We start from the raw sequence: 22034 nt of genomic DNA, 5'->3' as shown, positions 1-22034 counted from the left end.
GGGTTATTTCCCTGAATTCAACTTATGTATTCAAGATACGGAAGTATTTTTGAATTGTCGGTGATAAAAATTTATACAAAGTTATAATGTTTCAAGTTATAATTTTTTGTAATCAAATTTCCAAAGTTATAAAAAGTTAGTTACTACTAAAGATGTATTTATAAACATGAATTCTGAAGACGCATTTCTAACAATTAACGAAGCTATAGAAATTATAGAAGCTGCTCTGAAACCAGAATCTTTAAGTAATGTTCAGCAAGATATGTTTTCCAAAATATGGGAAGGACGAACTTACGAACAAATTGCAGAAGATTTAGATTATCAGCCGGAATACATTAAATATGTTGGATTTCAATTGTGGCGATCGCTCACAAATGCTTTTGGTGAAAAAGTGACAAAAAGTAATTTTAGAGCGGTATTACGACGCTATAAACAAAATGTAAAAATTCCAGAAAAACACACAAACAAAACTAATTCAAAAGCAAGCCATTTACAAATCCCAAAGCATACAAATTTGTCTGAATTTATGGATGTATCTGTATTCTTTGGTCGTGTTGATGAACTAGATGTCCTTAGCCAATGGATAGTTCAAGATGGCTGTCGATTAGTGGCATTATTGGGTATGGGAGGTATTGGTAAAACAAGCCTTGCTGCTAAACTGGCAGAGCAAATTCAAGGTGAATTTGAATATTTGATTTGGCGCAGTCTCCGCCATGCACCACCTCTATTAACAGCACTAACTGATGTCAATGAATTTATCGAGAGTGAACGAAAAACAGAGATACCAGCAACAATAGATGCTCAACTATCTCACTTGTTGCAAACGTTACGAACTCATCGCTGTTTGCTGATACTTGATGATTGGGAGACAATTCTCCGAGATGCAGATATAGCTGGTTATTATCGTCAGGGCTATGAACTTTATGGTGAATTGCTCAAACGAGTGGGACAGGAACACCACCAAAGCAGTTTGTTGCTACTAAGTCGAGAAAAACCCATAGAAATAGCAACTCTAGCAGGCGAGTCTTTACCTGTGCGAGTGCTACAAATCAAGGGCTTAAAATCAACCTATGGCAAACAGCTTTTAGTTACAAAAGGCTTTGCTGGCACAGAAAATGGTTTAGATGAACTAATTCAACTATACCGGGGTCATCCTGCTGCATTAAAAATTATTGCTACCACAATTAAAGATTTATTTAATGGGAATGTTTCTGAATTTATGGGACAAAGTTCTCTAGTAATTGGAGATATTTTTGCTAATCTTCTCGATCAACATTTTGAACGTTTATCTAGTTTAGAAAAGGCAATCATCTATTGGTTAGCAGTTGCACGTCAACCACTTTCACTTACTCAATTAAAAGCAAACTTAGGAATTGGGGTATCGAGTTCGGAACTGTTGCCAGTCTTAGAATCCTTGGGACGAAGGGCGCTGATCGAAAAAGAGCAAGCATCACCTAATACTACCATCTTGTTCGCTTTACAGCCTGTTGTAATGAAGTATGCTACAAGTATATTTATAGAAGAAATTGTTCAGGAAATCCATGAAGCAATAGCAACTAACTCTGTTGAAAAACTTAGGTTACTTAAAAGCCACGCCTTAGTTCAGCAAGAGTCTGACAAAATCCAAGCAGAACAAGTACGTCTCATCCTCACACGGATTAAAGAACGTCTGTACCTAGTCATGGGAACTAAAGTGATGGAAGTGCATCTACAAAACTTGCTTGCACAGGTACGTGAAAATATCTCCCCAGTTATGGGTTACACAGAACATAATTTACTTCTGTTATTAGAGTAAATAAGCAATGATTACATCTGCCATGATTCGTCCAGGAGTAGTACTTCAAGGTCGCTACCGAGTTATCTGTCAAATTGGTGGCGGTGGTTTCGGTCAGGTTTTTGAAGTGGATGATGGCGGTGTTGCCAAAGTATTAAAGGTTTTGAAGTTAGAGCGTTTCCAGAGTTCGATTATAAAGCAGAAAGCGATCGCTTTATTTAAACGAGAAGCAGAACTGTTGAGTCGGCTTCAGCATCCTGGGATTCCCCGTGTAGAACCAGATGGGTATTTTACTTGGTCTGAAGGCAGTGAACCGTTGCACTGTTTGGTGATGGAGAAAATTCCCGGTTCTAACTTGCAAGAGTGGTTAAAAGCACAAGGTAATCAACCCATCACCACACAAAAAGCCCAGGAGTGGTTAATCCAACTGGTAGAAATTCTCAATGAATTGCATCAACATCAGTATTTCCATCGTGATATCAAACCTTCTAACATCATGCTCAAACCTGATGGACAATTGGTGCTGATTGATTTTGGTGCGGTGCGGGAAGTAACTGAAAGTTACCTCCAAAAACAAAAAGGTCACGAAACTGGTACTGTCCTGATTTCTCCAGGTTACACGCCAGCAGAACAAGCAGAGGGACACGCCGTACCACAGTCTGATTTTTTCGCGCTGGGACGCAGCTTTGTATATTTACTCACTGGTAAATCACCTCTTGATTTTCCCAAAAATCCCCAAACTGGTGAATTATTATGGCGCGATTATGCAACACAAGTTTCATCTGAATTTGCAGACTTGATAGATAAATTAATAGCTCCTTTCCCCGGACAGCGATCGCAAAACTGCCAAGAAATTTTAGAGTACTTAGGAAAAAGTACACAAAATACACTTTTCTCAAAGCTTGTTGCTACAATACCAGGCTTGAGTCATTTAGGCACAAAGCACAAAATCACTAAGAAGAAACCTCTTCAACGTAGATTGCAATGGATAATAACCAGTTTGTTATTATTTACAGGTTTTAATTTGTGGAAATCTGCCCCTGATATAGCTTTTGAACTAAACGAATTGGGAATTGATAGTAAAAATTTGGTGAATGCCGAATTGTATTATCGTTTAGCGTTGATTTTTGACCCAAAGATGCCAGAACCTAGTTACAATTTGGGTTTACTTTACGAAGACCAAAATAAGTTCAATCAAGCAGAAGCGGCATACAAAAGAGCTATAAAACAGGGCTGGGTAGATGCATATAACAATTTAGCGCGATTATATATTCTACAGAAACAATCACTAAAAGCAGTATCATTGCTAGAAAAAGAACTTCCTTCTGCCTCTGAAGATAAAACAAAATATGCCATACTGAAAAACTTAGGCTGGGCAAACATGGAATTAGGACGCTACGAAGAGGCACAAACCTATCTTAAAAAGGCAATGACTATACCATCTATGCGCCCTTCTGCCTACTGTTTAAACGTCCAGCTTCTAGAATTACAACAACTAAAACAACAAGCACTACCTGATTTACATAAATGCCTTAATTTGGAACCAAAAACTCCAGAAGAATATGAATGGAGAAATCAGGCGCGAAAAATTTTAGCTACTTTACAACAGAATACAAAATCTAAAAATACTGGAATTGAGTGATGAAGTTGCAAGAACTACTAAAAAAATGGAAACAAAAAAGCATAATTACCAAAACTTTTGTTTGGTTTGCAGGTATTTTATTGTTTTTGGTAATGTTAACAGCACTACCTAATATTCACACAGCATTTGGCTTTGAGCGACCTCAGATAATACTTGCCCAAAGTAGCACATGCAGACGCGCTAGGACTGGCGATCCGCGTGACCCCAGTTTAGCAAATATCCCTTATTTGATTAGTCCCCGCCATACTTTACTTTTAAGTAATAAACCAAAGCTGCGTTGGAATTCTCCCCTTGGGGTTAAACAGTACACAGCTAGCTTGGTTAAGGGTGACAAAACAATTTGGCAAACTACAACCGAGCAAAATGAGACTATATATGCTGGAGAACCTAAACTAGAACCAGGTGTGGAATATTTGCTAATTATCACAGCTGATAATGGCAAATCATCCCAAGATGAAGAAGCATCTCAGCAAGGGTTCAGATTATTGCCAACACCAGAAGTAGGGATTGTGAAAGCAATACTAGATAATCAAGAACTTACAGATAAGAATAAAGCGTTAGCAACTGCTTACATTTACAGTGGATTTGGATTGAAAGCTGAGGCAATTGATACACTAGAAAAAATAATAGCTAGTGGTATTAAAGAAGCTGCTTTATATAAAAAACTCGGTGAACTTTACTGGGAAACAGGTGTTAATATGGAAGCGGAATTGAACTATCTTCAAGCTGTTCAACTAGCGATCGCAGCACGAGATATCCCAGAACAAGCACAGATTTCCACAGCTTTGGGAGAGTTATATATAGAAATTGGTGACGAGAAAGCAGCTATAAAATGGTTTAACCAAGCGCGAGATAGTCATAAAACCTTGGGTAATACTCAGCGAGTGAAGGAACTGGATGTAGTGATAGAGGAACTAAAATCTATTTGACGGCGTTGCTGATTTCATGTATCAAAAAAAATTTTGCATAATATCAAAATCCGTGTAGATAGAGACGTTGCAGTGCAACGTCTCTACATATCGATTCTTGTGGCAATAAAACTTATTGTTGTAGTTCCTACATAAATTATAAAATTACTTAAAAATATTTTTAAAGGCAGTTAAATTATGGAAGATGCAGAAAGCTCTCAAACTTCTTCTACCAAGGATGCAGAGCAATTATTAATGCAAGGTAAAGATAGTTCTGATTTTAATACTGCTTTAAATTTATACGAACAAGCATTAGAAATTTATAAAAAGCATAAAGATAAAGCTGGTATCGCTAGTGCTTATAATAATATTGGTGTAACTTATGCTCGCTTGCAACAACAAGAATCAGCATTAAATTCTTTAAAAAAATCTATAAAGCTGTGGAAAGAAATCTCTAATCAGCAAAACGAAGCAGTAGCTTTATTAAATATTGGATGGGTTTATAAAACTTTTAACGAACTATTAAAAGCTTTAGAAGCTTACTACAAATCCTTAGATATTCGTCAAGAAATTGGTAATCAAAAGGATATTGCTGACACATTGCAAATCATTGGCTCAGTTCATGAAGAACAAGCAATAAAATTTTATGAGTCAGCAATATCAATTTATAACGATACTAAAGATAAGAAAGCACTCAAGCATTTTGTTAATCATACTAAGATTACTGGACTATTTGATCGGATAGATCCAGACCTTATTGATGGAACGGAACAGCCTGGGGATGAAACTATTAACCCACCTATAATCTATCCTCCAGTAAAGAAATAACTGAAAAAATAAAAAAATAATTTTTCATTCCAATTATCGACGTTACTGGATTTGAAAATGAAATTCAAACAACGCCCAATTATTTTTTAAGTCATTATAATTATTTTTTATGCACTCTTTTTATTTCCAACTTTTGAGGGTGCTAACAGTCACCATATTAACTTTTTTGACTCAATCACTATATGTATTACCAGCTAAATCACAAAATTTATCGCATCAAGTTGATTCGCTAGACTCAAGACAACAAAAAGAAGCAAAGCGACTATTTAACCAAGGTATCGATGAATACAGTAGTCGTCAATTCCAACAAGCTTTGCTCACTTTTCAAAAAGCTTTGGCAATTTATCAAAATATTCAATCTCATTCTGATGTTGCAGATACTCTACGAATGTTAGGCAAGACTTACTTGTATCTTGCCAATTACCCTGAAGCCCTAAATTTATTAAACCAAGCTTTAATTATTGAGAGGACAATAGGCTATGAAAGCAATATACGTGATACATTAAATACTCTAGGGGCAGTTTATAATAATCTGTCTCAATATTCTCAAGCAATAAAATTTTATCATGAAGCTTTAGCAATTAGCCAAGCATTTAATGATAAAGAAGGTACTCTTAGTACCTTAAAAAATATAGCAGATATATATCAGTCTCAAAGTAAATATAGCGAGGCGCTAAAATACTATAACCAAAGCCTCGCTATTAGTAGAGAAGTTGGTAATCTGAAATATCTTGCATTTAACTTTAACGGCATCGGAACTGTATATTACTTAACAGGCAATTATTACCAAGCCCTTGATTATTACCAGCAATCTCTAGTATTTGCTAAAACTGCTAACAATTTAGAAGTACAAAGCGCTTCTCTCAACAATATTGGATTAGTATATAATCGGCTTGGTCAATATGATACAGCAATTAAATACTATCAACAAACGATAGAGATACAAAAACGAATTGGCGATAAAACGGGTGAAGGGCAAACTCTTCATAATGTGGGCTTTGCCTACGATGAAAAAAAGCAATATTTCCAAGCTTTATCTTTTTATCAGCAAGCTGTAAGAGTTTTTAGAACAATAGGCAGGCAATCAAGTCTTAGTAATACGCTCAATAATATTGGATATACTTATCAATTATTAGGTCAATCTTCTCAAGCATTAAAATACCTTGAAGAAGCATTGAGGATTGTGCAACAAACAGGCGATCGCCGCATTGAAGGAAATACCCTTGATAGTATCGGCACAGTATACAAAAATCAAGGTAAATTCCCACAAGCACTGACATTGTATCAGCAAGCCTTAGCAATTCGTAAAGAAATTGGCGATCGCCCTGGTGAGAGAATCACATTGGCTAACATTGGCGATGTCCTCATCAAACAAAATCAACCACAATTAGCCATCTTATTTTATAAGCAATCAGTTAATATAACTGAGTCCATTCGTAAAGATTTACGTCTCCTCCCAAACGCACAACAGAAATCTTACACTAACACTATTGCTGATACTTATCGCAATCTTGCAGATTTACTATTACAACAAGATAGAATTCTAGAAGCACTACAAGTTTTAGACTTGTTAAAAGTCCAAGAAATAGATGATTACCTGCATAATGTCAGAGGTAACGACATCACAAGTAGAGGAGTTGATGTGTTACCACAAGAACAACAAATTAATCGTGGTTTTAATGATATTTTGACTCAACAAATTCAATTAGGTAGAAAACTTGCAGAATTCAGAAAAACTCCACTCGATAAACGAACCCCAAATCAAATAGAGCAAATTATAGAACTAGAAAACAAGGAATCTGAAATTATTCAGGAATTTCTGAATTTTCTCAAAAGTCCAGAAGTTATTCGCTACATAGCAGATATTAATCCAACTATTCGGGATCATATTGTACCTTTAAGTACTCTTACAGACTCTCAAAGGATTTTACAGAGTCTACATGAACGAGATGAGAATGCCGTATTACTCTATCCTTTAATTTCAGAAAATAGTCTAGAACTTGTTGTTGCTACATCTTATACACCACCAATTCATTATAAAGTTGATGTAAAAAAGCAAGAAATTAACCGAGCAATTTCAGATTTCAGCCAAGCTTTAAAAAATCCAAGCTTAGATGTTAAAACTCCAGCTAATAAACTATATAAATGGCTCATTAAACCAATAGAATCAGGACTAGCTGCTGCCAAAGCCAAAACAATTATTTACGCACCAGATGGGCAATTACGTTATATACCGCTAGCAGCATTATATGATGGTAAGCAATGGTTAGTAGAACGATTTAACACAAACTATATTACTGCCCTTAGTTTCACAAGATTTGATCGTCAACCCTTACCTCAACTTCAAATCTTAGCAGGAGCTACAACTAACCGTCATATTGTAAATGTGGGTTTTGCATCAATAGGTTTTGAGAGTTTGCCTTTTGCAGGTAAAGAAGTAGAAAACATAGCTGCCATCATACCTAAAACTAAAACATTAATTGACGAGCAGTTTAATCAAAAACAAACTATGTACTCTTTGAGAAATTACCCATTTGTGCATTTGGCTACTCATGCACATTTTGTTATTGGTCAGCCAGAAGAGTCATTTATTCTATTAGGTGATGGCAATATAATTAGAATGCCTGAAATTCAAACATTACAGATAAAAGCAGATTTAGTAGTATTGAGTGCTTGCAACACTGGAATAGGCGGTATAAATAATGGTAATGGGGCAGAAATTTTAGGCTTTGGCTACCAGATGCAAAATGCAGGAGCAAAAGCCACGATCGCTTCTTTATGGCCCGTTGATGATGGAGGCACACAAATCTTAATGAACACCTTCTACGCCTTACTACATCAAGGGAATATTAGCAAAACGGAAGCTTTACGTCAGGCACAAGTAATTATGATTACAGGTGACTTCAAATTAATAGGTTCCCAACAAGATAGGGTAATTCTCCAATCTACACGTAACAACGTATTACCCAACGTAGTCAATAATCTCAGTCATCCCCATTATTGGGCACCATTCTTTTTAATCGGTAACGGTTTATAAAGGATACTTTAGGTGGCAAAGCAGGCATACCCTACATTCCCGAAGGTTCAGCTGAAAGTAATCTGGAAATTGAGGTGAAGTGTAAGTTTCCAGAAAAACAAAAACCTGATTCACACTAACAGTCAAAATTTATCGGCACAGCGTAGGGTTAGGCAATGCCCATTAAACACCCAACTTCCCTGTATTTATTCTCCTATTAACCAAATGTAATTGCTGCGATCGCTTCAAAAACTTCACCCAAGGTTGTTCTGATAATTGAGAGATGGCATTGGGTGACAGTGTTGCTGTAAAAATATCCTTACCACTAGTAACACCACTAACGCCAAAATTTTCTAAAACAGCAGTTGCATTAGAGTCTAAAATTGGTTCGGTATGGATAAAAACGCCCAAGCTCGGTTTTTCTAAATCTTGAGCGTCATTTAACGCTGTAGCAAGGGCAGGGTCTAGCTTTTGATAATTCATAAACAATTCCTTAGTAAATAGGGTAGGTAAAAATTGCCTACCCTAACTTATCAAATTTCTAGTTTTTTATTGCCTACCCTTGTACAGAAATAATATCCACCTTGCTCAATCTAATTACAGATTTAAGGCATTAATCACGCCATAACCCCATTTTTCATCGAATGTGCCTGCGGGTTTTCCGGGAATGGCGCTATTTTTACGTAGCAAATCTTTCAAAGTAGCCGGGTCTAGTTGGGGGTCGCGTTGCAGGAGTAATGCAACTAAGCCAGTGACGAAAGGTGTAGCCATACTCGTACCAGCCATGGCCACAAACTTAGAATTAACCATCGACGAACGGGCAGAATTAGCATCAGCAGAAAGCGTAGAAACAATCATTGCTCCCGGTGCTGCTATATCTGGCTTTTGGGCATCATTGCGTAAAGGGCCTTCGCTACTGAATTCGGAAATAGTATCCAAATCTAAGCCCATTTCTCGTATTTGGTTATCAATATCTGTATACTTGGCTTTGGTAGTATAAGCTGCAACTGTAACGGCACTGCTAGCGGCTCCTGGCGAACCAATTTTTACTGCATCCTTGACGCTTTTACCTGTAAAAAATACTGATGACATATCATCTAATGTCCACACATCCACACGTGTATCAGTGGTAGAGGTATTGCGTAGGCGTAATTGCCAAATGCCTCCCATGACTGGGGAAGGGCCGTTACCGCGTATTTGGACAAAGAAATTATGGTCGCCGTTTGCTTGGTCTGGGCCTGGTGTGACGATTTCCACCCTTGCATCGGGTAATTTATGTTCTTGTGTAGGATTACCGTCAGTAATGATTTTTTGGAAGGGAGTCACAAAACCATTGGGACTCCGCAACGATACTTCCAACTCACTGTCTTTGGAATACCAACCATTTAGCCAAACGATGCCTACTTGATTCAAAGGTACATTAAAGCGCATACCACGGGTGCGATCGCTAGGTATGGTTGCTTGACCGTGAATATTAATGCTTCCTTCGTTACCCGCAGCACAGCAAACAATTCTCCCAGGGCCGGTTTCCGCGTCAATCACCTTTGATAGAGAATCACTACCATCATGGGCATCGGCGTGTCCACCCAAGCTGAGATTCACCACCGCTGGGCGTCCCAACTCCCTGGCCACTCGGAAAATATAGCGCACAGCATCGGCAATGTGGGCATCTTGTAAATCTGACCTGACTACAATTAATTCCGCCTCTGGTGCTACGCCGCCATAGCTAGCATCCGCACCCGCAGCGATTCCAGCAACGTGGGTTCCATGTCCGTCGGTATCCTGAGAAATTGTCAGTTGCGCCCCTGAAAATTCAGCCCCGTAGCGTCCTTCTGTGACTCCTGGGCCTGGGAGTGTTTGATCCCAAATGTGTAAAATTCTGCCAGCAAAAGCAGGGTGTTTCGGGTCAATGCCACTATCTATAATGCCAATAATTACGCCTTTGCCAGTGAGTCCAGTTTGGTTTTTAAACTCCGGCAGTTTGACTTTTCCGGGTGCAACATCCATCCTTAGGTGAAGTTTGCGTGATGGTTTGATACGTTGGATTGTATCTTCTTCAGACAAGACATCTAAAGCATTTATTGGCAAGAAAGCTGTACGGACGCTGCCAGAATTTTGATTGACTTCAATATTATATTGTGATAGATAACTCAAGTCTGCATCAGAATCGCAGTAAATAAAAACTACGCTTTTAGTTGGTTTGACTGTGTTTTTATTAGCAATAATACCGAGCGATCGCTTATGTGTAACTAAAGCTTGTTCTCCTTCATTTTGATAATCTTCAAAAGCCAAAAGTAATCCGGGAGAAAGTTTATCGTGTCTCATTTTTGCCTCAAATTAAATTTATTGGAAGCTCAGAACCATAACAATCGATATTGTGAATCCTAACTTCCTTTTCTACTACTAGGACTGAATACACCTTGACATAATTGATAATCTATAAAAATAATCCAGTACTCCCTTAAGTCATTACGGATAAAGTTAATTCAACAAACATTAAATTTTATTAAATATTTCAATTAAATTAATAATTTTTCCTGACAATTTTTGGGTAAAAAACTAAGTTTAGTGTTGACTGTTGACTGTTGACTGATCGGATGAATTTTCCCCCATACCCAATGCCCCATGCCCAATGCCCCACGCCCAATGCCCCACGCCCAATGCCCCACGCCCAATTTTCAATTTTCTATCATAAGTAGGAACCACAAAGAAGCTAATATCTGCAACGATCGCTTCTGAAGCCACTGAGAATAATTCATGCAAATTCAAACACCAGACTGGGTGAAGCACGCTGTTTTCTACCAAATCTTTCCAGACCGCTTTGCAAGAAGTAAAAAGCCACACAAACGCCTGTTGCATGACACCCGTTGGGAAGATTGGGAGGCAATGCCAACGCTGCAAGGTTACAAAGGCGGGGATTTATGGGGCATCCTCGAAGGCTTAGACTACATCCAGGATTTGGGCATTAACGCCATTTACTTTACACCGATTTTTCAATCCGCCAGCAATCACCGCTATCATACCCATGATTATTATCAAGTTGACCCCATGCTGGGGGGCAACGAAGCTTTTAAGGAATTACTAGACGCCGCCCATCAACGAGATATCAAAGTCGTTCTGGATGGAGTTTTTAACCATTCCAGTCGGGGATTTTTCTTTTTCCACGACGTTTTAGAAAATGGGCCGCATTCACCGTGGGTAAATTGGTTCAAAATAGAAGGCTGGCCGCTTTCGGCTTACAACGGTGACTTTCCTGCTAACTATGTGGGTTGGGCTGGAAATCGCGCTTTGCCAGAATTTAACCACGACAATCCAGAAGTTCGGGAATACATTATGGAAATTGCCGAATATTGGATTAAATTCGGCATTGATGGTTGGCGATTGGATGTACCATTTGAAATTAAAACCCCTGGTTTTTGGCAAGAGTTTCGCGATCGCGTCAAAGCCATCAATCCTGAAGCTTACATTGTCGGCGAAGTCTGGGGAGATTCGCGTGAGTGGCTAGATGGCACGCAATTTGACGGGGTGATGAATTATTTGTTTGCTGGGCCGACAATTGCCTTTGCGGCGGGCGATCGCGTAGTCTTAGATCAAGTGCAAAGCCGCGATTATAAACCTTATCCACCCTTATTTGCTGCCGAGTACGCCACCAAAATCCAAGAATTACTCGAACTTTATCCTTGGGAAATTCAGCTGACTCAACTCAATTTGCTAGCAAGTCACGATACAGCCCGATTGATGACCATTGCTGGTGGTGACATACCCAGCATAGAATTATCAACTCTACTGCTACTCACCTTTCCCGGCGCTTCCAGTATCTACTATGGCGATGAAGTTGGGTTACCCGGCGCCATAGACCCAGACTCACGCCGTGGTTTTCCCTTAGAGGCTAACTGGAACCGAGAAATTTTCAATACTCACCGCCAATTAATTGCCCTCCGCCACACTTACCCAGCATTGCGTACAGGTGATTACCAAGTTCTCTACGCTCAAGGGCAACTTTACATCATTGCGCGAACTTTGGAGAAAGAAGAATTGATAATTGCCGTCAACGCTGGGACAAGTCCGGTAACAGCAACTGTAGATATCGCCAGTTTGCAAACTCAACCCAACAAACTCTTATATGGTAGTGCTGAAGTTGAGTGGAACAGTGAAGGAGAAACTCAGCAGTTGTCATTAACTATTCCTGAACGTAGCGGTTGTATTTTGGGCTAGGGACTGGGGAAGCAGGGGAAAAGGTTAAAGGGAAAAGGGAAAAGGAATAAATTTAATCTTTCCCCTTTCCCTTTCCCCTTTGCCCTTTCCCCTTTTCCCTTTTTACTTCCCTGCCACGATTGCAGGCATCAACACTGCATCAATAATATGGATGACGCCATTGTCTGCCAAAATGTCTGTTTTGATGACATTGGCGCTATTCACCTTAATTTTGTCGTTGACAGATTCAATAGCGACAATTGACCCTTCGAGTGTCTCGGCTTCATTAATTTGTGCCAAGTCATCAGACCTGACATCCCCACTGGCCACATGATATGCCACAATTTTTTTCAGCTTGGGAATGTCTTGTAGTAACGAATCTAAAGTTCCCTCTGGCAAATTGGCAAAAGCTTCGTCAGTGGGTGCAAAAAGTGTTAGAGAACCAGGACTTTTGAGAGTTTCTATGAGGTCTACAGCTTTAACAGCCTTTATCAGTGTATTGAAATTTTTTGCTGCGATCGCAGTTTCCACAAGGTCAGCCATAAAGATGCATCAGTTAATACTACAAGTTACTTATAAAGTGACTCAAATACTCTTAGCCTCTATCAACAGAAAGGTTGCAGATACATTCAAGCTATTACCTTTTAAATCGCACAGTCACTCACCATCGTTGACGCTTAACAGTCAACACTCAACAGATTTGCTACGCCAAATCCACAACCGCTTAGTGCTGTTACACTGGAGAATGTCCCCAAGAACCACTAACTATGCTAAAGCGTTCTAAGTTCGAGACAACACAGTCTCAAATTATGCACCGTGCTGAGGATTTGATCAGTGCAGCCTCAAATCGTTACCGCATTACGGTTCAGGTGGCGAATCGTGCCAAACGTCGGCGTTATGAAGATTTTGAAAGCAATGAAGATGCAATGATGAAGCCAGTGCTAAGGGCAATTATCGAAATGTCCGATGAATTGACTCAGCCAGAAATTATTGGCGAACTGTAAAAATAGTGGTGAGTTAGGAGTTAGGAGTTAGGAGTTAGGAGTTAAGAGTTCTGACTTCTGACTTCTGACTTCTGACTTCTGACTTCTGACTTCTGACTTCTGAATTCTGACTTCTGACTTCTGACTTCTGACTTCTGACTTCTGACTTCTGACTTCTGACTTCTGAATTCATACTTGCACTCAGCAACGCCCAAAATATTGTTATATGAAAAAGAGAAAATTTTTGTGAAATTAGTTCTTTTAAAACTCAAAACTCAGTACTCACCAATACTATTTGCGTTAATGCTGGGTTTAATTATTTTGGGTTCCACTTTATTTACTAACCAACCAGGGATAGCACAGACAATCACGCCTAGTGATGTTTGGCAAATAGTTTACCAAAAATTGCCAGATTTTCCACGGGAAAATAAATATATAAACAAAGAAAATGGCAAAGTTGCTGAAAACAATACCCTAGCAACTCGGTTGATTAGATATCATGTTTACACCAAAGGGCGTTCCCCAATTTATCGCTTGGATTGGAAACTGACTTTGGCTGATTACCTGGGTGCAAATGAAGTTATGTATGATAGTAGCTATCCAGGAAACGAAACACTGCGGGAAAATCCCATAGATGGCGATAAAGCTGCGATCGCTCGTTTAACTCGCAGTCAGCGAAATGCTTTAGTGGAAGTTTTAGTCAATATATTTAATCCTAATACCCAAAACACATCAGCCCCTCGCCCCAACACCACAGCCGACCCCACCACCTCAACAACTCCACAGCCACCCCAAGGTGGAGGCGCACAATTACTTAAATAATACCAAAGTAAAGAGTTGTAATTTAATAACTCCAAACTCCTCACTCCTAACTCCAAACTCCAAACTCCTCACTCCCCACTCCTCACTCCTCACTCCTCACTAAATTATGCAACGCGTTGTCAAAAGTGGATCTGGGTGGCGTATTGGCTGGAACCCCGATGCACCTGAATTTAAAGGTTTAATAGGTACCGACGACTGGGCAATTGAGTTAACCGAAGCCGAATTAAATGATTTTTGCCGCCTGTTGGCACAGCTAGCAGACACCATCAAGCAACTCGCAACAGAATTAATGGAAGAAGAGAAAATCGCCTGTGAAGCTGAAAGCGATTTATTATGGATGGAGGTCGAAGGTTATCCCCACGCCTACAGCCTACGTTTCATCTTGAATACAGGGCGATGTGTTGAAGGTAAATGGGATGCTTGTGCTGTCGGAGATTTACTGCAAGCCACTGCAATACTCAAAGTTTTTTAAAGCTAATATCTAGACTTTTATTTGCCTACATGCTAGAATAGCGAAAGTGAATAAACGGATTCAAGGTTTGAAATTGGAAAAATCCAAAATTTAAAATCTGAAATCCAAAATTATTTTACGGGGCGTAGCGCAGCTTGGTAGCGCGCCACTTTGGGGTAGTGGAGGTCGTGGGTTCAAATCCCGCCGCTCCGATTGATAAAAGCTTATTATAAGCTAAGTTCAATCATTCTCCTTAATTTAGCAGATAAGTAAAAAATTGCCATTTTCAGCCTTTAATTGGTATGAAACTGCTATGGCAAAAAAACCTCAGAATTCCCATCAGAAGGGAGTTATAGCTATTGAGGAGTATCAAGGTAGGTTAAGACTACGATGGAACTATGCTGGCAAGCGTTATTGTTGAGCTTTAGATTTACCAAATTCTAAAGTCAACCTCAAAGTAGCAAACCAAAGATTCCAAGAGGGTTGAGCGCAGCCATGCACTGAGCCTGTCGAAGTGTCGAAACCTGGCGAGTCGAGTTAGGTTTAATTTACTACTTCTACTTATAGCGTTTCCTAGTCTGTTGAGGTACAAATCTCTGCGTCGGCAGTCGCTCATGGGGGAAACCCCCAAGACCGCGCTGCCTCACCTTTGCGCTTTACTTTGCGCCCCTCTGCGTTTCAAAATATTATTTCTACCTCACTTAACTGGGGATCGCTATATTTAAAATCGCCAATTTTAAATCAAAAATCACTTAGCAACTATTCTTCACAAAGCAATAGTTATGCACAATTCAGGTATGGCAAAACTTTTCGGTTCCTGAACTGTTGTATTTGTTACCTGAGTAACATTTTAGGGAATCCTAGTAAAATCAAAGCCTTCTTGCTAAACCTATGACTTCTCTGGCACAGCAATTCCCAAACATTTCCAATTATACCTTGGTTGAGCGGCTGTATCTAGGTTCTAGGACGGCTGTTTATCGGGGAGTGCAAAACTCGCAGCGATTTCCGGTGGTGATTAAGACACTGCGGCACGATTATCCCAGCTTCAGCGAGTTGGTGCAGTTTCGCAATCAGTATGCGATCGCTAAAAATCTCAACATCCCTGGTATTGTCCAACCGATTAGTCTAGAACCCTATGCCAATGGCTATGCTTTGGTAATGGAAGATATCGGTGGCATTTCTCTACGTCATTATATCCAGGCTTCCCCTTTAAAAGTCGAACAATTCTGGCCAATTGCCATGCAAATTGTCGATATCCTCCACCAGCTCTATCAGCAACGGATTATTCACAAAGACATTAAACCAGCCAACATTCTGATTCAACCAGAAACTGGGCAAATTAAACTGATTGATTTTAGCATTGCCTCCCTGTTGCCCCGCGAAACCCAAGAGATTCAAAATCCCAATGTTCTAGAAGGCACCCTAGCCTACATCTCACCGGAACAAACCGGGCGAATGAACCGAGGGATTGACTATCGCAGCGATTTCTATTCCTTGGGAATTACCTTTTTTGAACTGCTTACAGGACAGTTACCATTTCAAGCTGACGAGCCAATGGAAATGGTTCATGCCCATTTAGCAAAGCAACCGCTTTCTGTTTGCGATCTCAACCATGATTTGCCCATCATGCTTAGTGAAATCATTGGCAAATTGATGGCTAAAAACGCCGAAGACCGCTATCAAAGTGCCCTTGGTCTCAAGCACGATCTGATTAGATGTCAGGAAGAATATCATCTTGTGGGCAAACATGCCTGGTTTGAGTTAGGAGAACAGGATATCAGCGATCGCTTTTTGATTCCCGAAAAACTCTACGGACGAGAATCAGAAGTTCAAATCTTACTCGATGCTTTTGGGCGAGTTGCCAATGGAGCTTCCGAACTGATGCTGGTGGCAGGTTTTTCCGGCATTGGCAAAACCGCCGTTGTCAATGAAGTCCATAAGCCTATTGTCCGGTGGCATGGCTATTTTATTAAAGGTAAATACGACCAATTCAACCGCAACCTTCCCTTTAGCGCCTTTGTCCAAGCCTTCCGCGACCTCATGGGTCAACTGCTGAGCAATGATGACGCGCAGTTAGCTGAGTGGAAAGCGAAGATTTTAGCAGCAGTTGGTGATAATGGTCAGGTGCTGGTTGAGGTAATTCCTGAACTCGAACAGGTAATTGGTCAACAAACCCCAGTACCAGAACTCTCCGGTAGCGCCGCTCAAAACCGTTTCAATTTGCTGTTCCAGAAGTTCATCACGGTGTTCACCACCCCAGAACATCCACTGGTGATTTTCCTCGATGACTTGCAGTGGGCTGATTCGGCTTCTCTGAACTTGCTGAAGCTACTGCTGACAGAACGCAATCGCGGTTATCTGTTCGTTATCGGAGCCTATCGGGATAACGAAGTGTTCCCGACTCACCCGTTGATGCTGATGCTCGATGAAATCGAAAAAGCCCAAACCAGGCTCCACACCCTCATCCTGGAACCCCTGAGCCAAGGAGATGTAAATCAGTTAACGGCAGATACCTTCAGTTGCCCTTTGGAACTGGCTCAACCGCTAACGGAGTTGGTGTATCAAAAAACCAAGGGTAATCCCTTCTTCCTCACCCAATTTCTCAAAGCACTCCATGAAGACGGCTATATTACGTTTGACTTTCAGACAGGACATTGGCAGTGCGACCTGGCAACGGTGAAGTTACTTGCCCTCACGGATGATGTCGTGGAGTTCATGGCACTCCAGTTACAAAAATTGCCTGCTGCAACCCAAACGGCTTTGAAACTGGCGGCTTGCATTGGCGCTCAGTTTGATTTGGCTACCCTAGCCATTGTCAATGAGCGATCGCCCGAAGATACCGCCATCGACCTCTGGAAAGCCTTGCAAGAAGGAGTGATTTTGCCCATCACTGAGGTCTATAAGTTTTATCAGCCGTCAGAATTGAAGGTGGCACAAGTCAATCAAGCAGCAACATTTAACTGTTCCTATCGCTTTCTCCACGATCGCGTCCAGCAAGCCGCCTATTCCCTCATCCCCGACGAGGAAAAACAGACGACTCATTACCAAATCGGACAACTCCTGCTGCAACAAGTTTCCCCAACCGCCAGAGAAGAGCGGATTTTTGAAATCGTTAATCAGTTGAACTATGGAACGACGCTGGTTGAGACACAACAGCAAAAAGACGAACTAGCCCAACTCAACCTCACTGCTTGCCGCAAAGCCAGAGCCTCAACCGCCTATCAAGCAGCCCGTGAATATGCCACAGTGGGGCTAAAACTACTAGGAACAGACGCTTGGCAACGGCAGTACCAAATGACTCTATGTCTGCATGACTTAGCCGCCGAGGTGGCTTTCTTGGTTGGCGATTTTCAGCAGATGGATCGGTGGATTGAAGCGGTGATTCATCATGCAAAAACGCCTTTAGAACAAGTGCAAGTTTATCAAGTCAGAATCCAGGCCTTGGTAGCCCGCAATCAATTTTTAGAAGCCATTGCCATCGGTCAATCAGTCTTTCAAATGCTTGGTGTGAATCTACCAGATGAACCCACCCTAGAGGATATTCGCCTCTTGAAGCAGGAAATCGATGTTTTAATTGGCGATGGCTCCATTGAGTCATTCATTCATCTGCCGCAAATGACCGATGCTAAGCAGTTAGCTATTATGCAAAATGCGGCTCGGCTGACACCAGTCTGTTATATGACAGGCTCAAAGCTCTATTTCCTGATCGTGGCGTTACAGGTGAAATTGTCAATTCAATTTGGTAATAGTCCAGTTTCGGCTTATTGCTACGCTGGTTACGCCTTTCAATTGAGGATACTGTGGGGAGAAATGGCAAAAGTACCCCAGTTTGGGCAATTAGGCTATCAACTGGCTTCAGAGCCAGATGCCAAAAATATTCGAGCCGCAACAGCCTTGTTAATGGGGGGGTATGTTGGTCACTGGACAATCCATCTACGAGAAACGCTGCCGATTCTGCTGGAAGGCTATCAAGCAGGACTAGAAACTGGCAATCTAGAATTTATGGGCTACGATGCCCAGTTGTACTGCTTAAATGCCTATTGGTGCGGTCAACCCCTTACCGAACTCGAACCCCAAATTCACGCCTATTACCAACAATTGTGCGACCTCCACCAATTCACAGCAGCAAACTGTGTTTTAGCTTACTGGCAAGCTGCTCAAATTCTCTTGGGTCAGTCAGAGAATGAAATTCCCTTACGCCAGGATGCCTATGAAGAAAAAGTCCTGGCTGAGGCAAAAGTCGATTTTTACCGACTCTGCTACTTTTATCTGTATCGCTTCACATTGAATTACTGGCTCCAAGACTGGGCCAAAGCAGAACACGATGCCATTCAAACCCGACAGTATTTGGCTGGGGGTATGGGCAATATCGTTGAACCCCTATTATATTTCTATGATTCTCTCACCCTGCTGGCCATTGCTGGTGAATTGCCGTCACAGTCACAGCCGCAATGGCAACGAATCGAAGAAAATCAAGCCAAGTTAAAAGAATGGGCTGATTATGCTCCCATGAACTTTTTGCACAAATATCATTTAGTTGAAGCCCAAAAACAGCAACTCCTCAATTGCAAAACAGAAGCTTTAGAACTATACGATTTGGCGATCGCGGGAGCCAAGTCCAATGGCTACCCTCAAGAAGCAGCCCTAGCCAATGAACTGGCGGCAAAATTCTACCTCGATTGGCACAAACAGCGCATCGCCCAAGCTTACATGATTGAAGCCTACTATGGCTATGCTCGCTGGGGGGCGAAAGCCAAACTCGCCGACTTGGAAACTCGCTATCCTCAACTTTTGGCTCCCATTCTCCAACAAGCACAGACACCATTTTCTGTTGACGAAACTGTATTTGCCACTGGAACTGTCACCTCCACTAGTGTTTCCTCCACCAGTCTTTCTGATTCCCTGGATCTGGTTGCTATTCTCAAAGCTTCCCAAACTCTTTCCAGTGAAATTGAACTCGATCGCTTAATTGGTACTCTTTTGGTGACGGTGATACAAACCTTGGGTGCTACGCAGTGCGCTTTGATGTTAAGTGAGGGGCAAAATCTCACGGTTCAGGCTAGGGCAGAACTTATGGAATCTGGTCAAATCGAAACGCAGATTTTGTATCCAACCCAGTCCCTAGTGGATAGCGGTGTAGTGCCCATTAATTTGGTAACAAAAGTCAAACGCAGTTTGCAGCCTGCTGTGATTAGCAACGCCGTGCAAGAGCCGCTATTGACAAGCGATGCCTATATCCAAAACCAACAGCCCAAGAGTCTGCTGTGCAGTCCCATTCTGCAACAAGGCAAATTGTTGGGTATGGTATATCTGGAAAATAACCTGACAACAGCAGCCTTCACCCGCGATCGCGTTGAGTTACTGAATCTGCTCTGTGCCCAAGCTGCGATTTCACTGGAAAATGCTCGTCTCTATCAACAAGCCCAAGCCTATGCTCAACAACTGGAAGCATCTCAGCTTCAGATTGTGCAAAACGAAAAAATGGCGACTTTGGGTAACTTGGTAGCGGGGGTTGCTCACGAAATTAATAACCCAGTGGGCTTTCTTAACGGCAGTATTAATAATGCCAAAGATTATGTACAAGACCTGCGTGAGTATTTAGACACCTATCAGCAACAGCAACCGCCTACTACTTCGGTGGTCGAATTAGCCCAAAAGATTGACCTGGACTTTCTGTTAGAGGATTTACCCAAGTTAATTGACTCAATGAAAGGTGCCACCGATCGCATCAAAAGTATCAGCACCAGCCTGCGTACCTTCTCTCGTGCTGATACCGAACACAAAGTCAGCGCCAACCTGCACGCAGGTTTAGATAGTACCCTGTTGATTCTCAAGTATCGCCTCAAAGCCAATGAAAATCGCCCTGCCATTAAAGTTATCCGCAATTACGGCAACATCCCTGAAATTAATTGCTTCCCCGGTCAGCTAAACCAGGTGTTTATGAACATTCTGGCCAATGCCATTGATATGTTCGATGAAATGGCACAGCAAATAACCTTTGAAGAGTTAGAAAATCATCCCCAACAAATTACAATTCAAACTGCATTATTATCTGAAGAAAATGCCGTTGAAATTCGCATTGCTGATAACGGTCAAGGCATGAATCAGGAAGTCAAATCTAAGATTTTCGATCGCTTGTTTACCACTAAAGAAGTTGGTAAAGGAACGGGGTTAGGCTTAGCCATCGCCCGTCAAATTGTAGTAGAGAAACATGCTGGCCGCCTGGAAGTCCAATCACAATTAAGACAAGGTACTGAGTTTTCCATCTACCTCCCGGTTCGGGGGTGGTAAAATCCTGGAAATAGTAAAAGATGATTAATAGAGTCTCAAGAGAATGGCACAGGATAGGAAGTCAACGGTTGTAATTACAGGTGCCTCTTCGGGGGTAGGTTTGTATGCGGCAAAAGCTCTGGCCCTGAGAGGATGGTACGTAATCTTGGCATGTCGGGATTTAGCAAAGGCGCAACAAGCAGCCCAAGCTGTGGGAATTCCTTACAACAGTTATACCAGCATACACATTGACCTTGGTTCTTTGGAAAGCGTTCGACAGTTTGTGAAAAACTTCCGCGCCAGTGGTAACTCTCTGGATGCTTTGGTTTGCAACGCGGCAATTTATATGCCCTTATTAAAAGAACCATTACGCAGTCCAGAAGGTTATGAGTTAACTGTCACTACCAATCATCTTGGGCATTTCCTGTTGTGCAACCTCTTGCTAGAGGATTTACAAAAGTCTTCTTCACAGCCCAGACTGGTGATTTTGGGAACTGTCACCCATAACCCAGACGAACTGGGTGGCAAAATTCCGCCCCGTCCAGACTTGGGTAATTTTGAGGGCTTCGCAGCAGGATTTAAAGACCCAATTTCCATGATTGACGGCAAGAAATTTGAACCCGTTAAAGCCTACAAAGACAGCAAGGTTTGTAACGTGTTGACCATGAGAGAACTGCATCGGCGCTACCACCAGTCAACTAAGATTGTCTTCAGTTCTCTTTATCCGGGATGTGTTGCCGAAACACCACTATTCCGAAATCATTATCCCCTGTTCCAGAAACTTTTCCCATTGTTCCAAAAGTACATCACTGGGGGATATGTGTCTCAGGAGTTGTCAGGAGAAAGAGTTGCTGCTGTTGTTGCCGATCCTGAATATAATCAATCTGGTGTTTATTGGAGTTGGGGAAATCGCCAGAAAAAAGATGGTCAGTCCTTTGTTCAGAAAGTTTCTCCCCAAGCCCGCGATGATGAAAAAGGCGAGCGGATGTGGGAACTGAGCGCCAAATTAGTCGGAATTGAATCGCCAAATATGGTTTTGCGTTAAGGGAACTGCAAAAAAGAAACAACAGCAGATGGTGGTTGAGTGTTGACTGTTGACGGTTAACAGTTCTGAAATTACATGATGCACAGGTAAAGAGGGGGGTG

General features: G+C 41.3%; 16 protein-coding genes and 1 tRNA gene. 13 read left to right on the top strand and 4 right to left on the bottom strand.

The features are described 5' to 3' along the window. Nucleotides 1-166 precede the first annotated feature (166 nt). The 6 genes from VF06_RS26130 (at nucleotide 167) to VF06_RS43520 (ending at nucleotide 8308) form a co-directional block, all read left to right on the top strand. Nucleotides 167-1795: a helix-turn-helix domain-containing protein gene (locus VF06_RS26130; RefSeq protein WP_099068634.1), complete on the top strand. Its 1629-nt coding sequence runs from the start codon at nucleotides 167-169 to the stop codon at nucleotides 1793-1795. A 7-nt stretch (nucleotides 1796-1802) separates the two neighbouring features. Beyond that, a complete protein-coding gene (locus VF06_RS26125) occupies nucleotides 1803-3416 on the top strand; it encodes a serine/threonine-protein kinase (RefSeq protein WP_099068633.1) in 1614 nt (537 codons plus the stop codon). Further along, nucleotides 3416-4345: a tetratricopeptide repeat protein gene (locus VF06_RS26120; protein WP_099068632.1), complete on the top strand. Its 930-nt coding sequence runs from the start codon at nucleotides 3416-3418 to the stop codon at nucleotides 4343-4345. Before VF06_RS26125 ends, VF06_RS26120 begins: the two co-directional genes overlap by 1 nt. Nucleotides 4346-4522: 177 nt before the next feature. Then, the gene (locus VF06_RS26115; RefSeq protein ID WP_099068631.1) at nucleotides 4523-5152 is read left to right on the top strand and encodes a tetratricopeptide repeat protein; all 630 of its coding nucleotides are present in this window, start codon (nucleotides 4523-4525) and stop codon (nucleotides 5150-5152) included. A gap of 166 nt (nucleotides 5153-5318) precedes the next feature. Next, nucleotides 5319-8189 carry a CHAT domain-containing protein gene (locus VF06_RS26110; RefSeq protein ID WP_180267366.1) on the top strand — a complete coding sequence of 957 codons (2871 nt, stop codon included), beginning with the start codon at nucleotides 5319-5321 and terminating at the stop codon, nucleotides 8187-8189. Further along, complete coding sequence (locus tag VF06_RS43520) at nucleotides 8186-8308, top strand: CU044_2847 family protein (RefSeq protein WP_306419401.1); 123 nt, start codon at nucleotides 8186-8188, stop codon at nucleotides 8306-8308. Before VF06_RS26110 ends, VF06_RS43520 begins: the two co-directional genes overlap by 4 nt. Nucleotides 8309-8351: 43 nt before the next feature. Here VF06_RS43520 and VF06_RS26105 read toward each other — a convergent pair whose 3' ends face one another. The 3 genes from VF06_RS26105 to VF06_RS42175 form a co-directional block, all read right to left on the bottom strand. After that, the gene (locus tag VF06_RS26105; protein ID WP_099068629.1) at nucleotides 8352-8651 is read right to left on the bottom strand and encodes a hypothetical protein; all 300 of its coding nucleotides are present in this window, start codon (nucleotides 8649-8651) and stop codon (nucleotides 8352-8354) included. Between the two features lie 114 nt (nucleotides 8652-8765). After that, nucleotides 8766-10493 (bottom strand): S8 family serine peptidase, encoded by a 1728-nt coding sequence (locus VF06_RS26100; RefSeq protein WP_099068628.1) that lies wholly within the window; start codon nucleotides 10491-10493, stop codon nucleotides 8766-8768. Nucleotides 10494-10733: 240 nt separating this feature from the next. Further along, nucleotides 10734-10931, bottom strand: a complete 198-nt coding sequence (locus VF06_RS42175) for a hypothetical protein (protein ID WP_143861760.1) — start codon at nucleotides 10929-10931, stop codon at nucleotides 10734-10736. On the opposite strand from VF06_RS42175, the gene VF06_RS26090 reads away from it, so the two are divergent. Continuing rightward, on the top strand, nucleotides 10926-12383 hold the full coding sequence (locus VF06_RS26090; RefSeq protein ID WP_099068626.1) for a glycoside hydrolase family 13 protein: 1458 nt from the start codon (nucleotides 10926-10928) through the stop codon (nucleotides 12381-12383). The two genes, VF06_RS42175 and VF06_RS26090, sit on opposite strands and share 6 nt — an antisense overlap. Before the next feature lie 102 nt (nucleotides 12384-12485). Here VF06_RS26090 and VF06_RS26085 read toward each other — a convergent pair whose 3' ends face one another. Next, nucleotides 12486-12905, bottom strand: coding sequence for a fasciclin domain-containing protein (locus tag VF06_RS26085; RefSeq protein WP_099068625.1), 420 nt, complete (start codon nucleotides 12903-12905; stop codon nucleotides 12486-12488). 224 nt (nucleotides 12906-13129) lie between these two features. On the opposite strand from VF06_RS26085, the gene VF06_RS26080 reads away from it, so the two are divergent. The 6 genes from VF06_RS26080 (at nucleotide 13130) to VF06_RS26045 (ending at nucleotide 21933) form a co-directional block, all read left to right on the top strand. Further along, on the top strand, nucleotides 13130-13366 hold the full coding sequence (locus VF06_RS26080) for a DNA-directed RNA polymerase subunit omega (protein ID WP_094351515.1): 237 nt from the start codon (nucleotides 13130-13132) through the stop codon (nucleotides 13364-13366). Nucleotides 13367-13648: 282 nt separating this feature from the next. Further along, nucleotides 13649-14167: a hypothetical protein gene (locus VF06_RS26070; protein WP_099068624.1), complete on the top strand. Its 519-nt coding sequence runs from the start codon at nucleotides 13649-13651 to the stop codon at nucleotides 14165-14167. A gap of 106 nt (nucleotides 14168-14273) precedes the next feature. Continuing rightward, entirely contained in the window at nucleotides 14274-14639 is a 366-nt protein-coding gene (locus tag VF06_RS26065; protein WP_099068623.1) for a DUF1818 family protein, read from the top strand. Between the two features lie 118 nt (nucleotides 14640-14757). Next, a tRNA-Pro gene (locus VF06_RS26060) sits at nucleotides 14758-14831 on the top strand. A 678-nt stretch (nucleotides 14832-15509) separates the two neighbouring features. Continuing rightward, complete coding sequence (locus VF06_RS26050; RefSeq protein WP_099068622.1) at nucleotides 15510-20909, top strand: trifunctional serine/threonine-protein kinase/ATP-binding protein/sensor histidine kinase; 5400 nt, start codon at nucleotides 15510-15512, stop codon at nucleotides 20907-20909. A 43-nt stretch (nucleotides 20910-20952) separates the two neighbouring features. Further along, entirely contained in the window at nucleotides 20953-21933 is a 981-nt protein-coding gene (locus VF06_RS26045; RefSeq protein WP_099068621.1) for a protochlorophyllide reductase, read from the top strand. Nucleotides 21934-22034 lie beyond the last annotated feature (101 nt).

The organism is Nostoc linckia z4 (assembly GCF_002608075.1).
Taxonomy (GTDB): Bacteria; Cyanobacteriota; Cyanobacteriia; order Cyanobacteriales; family Nostocaceae; genus Nostoc; species Nostoc linckia.
Note: the sequence above shows the minus strand (reverse complement) of the source record. Positions and strands in the feature narration are given on the sequence as shown.

Bases quoted from the DNA above. Each gene is read 5' to 3' on its own strand.
- VF06_RS26065 (WP_099068623.1), top strand. From the start codon at position 14,274: ATGCAACGCGTTGTCAAAAGTGGATCTGGGTGGCGTATTGGCTGGAAC.
- VF06_RS26090 (WP_099068626.1), top strand. From the start codon at position 10,926: ATGCAAATTCAAACACCAGACTGGGTGAAGCACGCTGTTTTCTACCAA.
- VF06_RS26100 (WP_099068628.1), bottom strand. From the start codon at position 10,493: ATGAGACACGATAAACTTTCTCCCGGATTACTTTTGGCTTTTGAAGAT.
- VF06_RS26120 (WP_099068632.1), top strand. From the start codon at position 3,416: ATGAAGTTGCAAGAACTACTAAAAAAATGGAAACAAAAAAGCATAATT.
- VF06_RS26125 (WP_099068633.1), top strand. From the start codon at position 1,803: ATGATTACATCTGCCATGATTCGTCCAGGAGTAGTACTTCAAGGTCGC.
- VF06_RS26080 (WP_094351515.1), top strand. From the start codon at position 13,130: ATGCTAAAGCGTTCTAAGTTCGAGACAACACAGTCTCAAATTATGCAC.
- VF06_RS26085 (WP_099068625.1), bottom strand. From the start codon at position 12,905: ATGGCTGACCTTGTGGAAACTGCGATCGCAGCAAAAAATTTCAATACA.
- VF06_RS26105 (WP_099068629.1), bottom strand. From the start codon at position 8,651: ATGAATTATCAAAAGCTAGACCCTGCCCTTGCTACAGCGTTAAATGAC.
- VF06_RS26130 (WP_099068634.1), top strand. From the start codon at position 167: ATGAATTCTGAAGACGCATTTCTAACAATTAACGAAGCTATAGAAATT.
- VF06_RS26045 (WP_099068621.1), top strand. From the start codon at position 20,953: ATGGCACAGGATAGGAAGTCAACGGTTGTAATTACAGGTGCCTCTTCG.
- VF06_RS26115 (WP_099068631.1), top strand. From the start codon at position 4,523: ATGGAAGATGCAGAAAGCTCTCAAACTTCTTCTACCAAGGATGCAGAG.
- VF06_RS26070 (WP_099068624.1), top strand. From the start codon at position 13,649: ATGCTGGGTTTAATTATTTTGGGTTCCACTTTATTTACTAACCAACCA.
- VF06_RS26050 (WP_099068622.1), top strand. From the start codon at position 15,510: ATGACTTCTCTGGCACAGCAATTCCCAAACATTTCCAATTATACCTTG.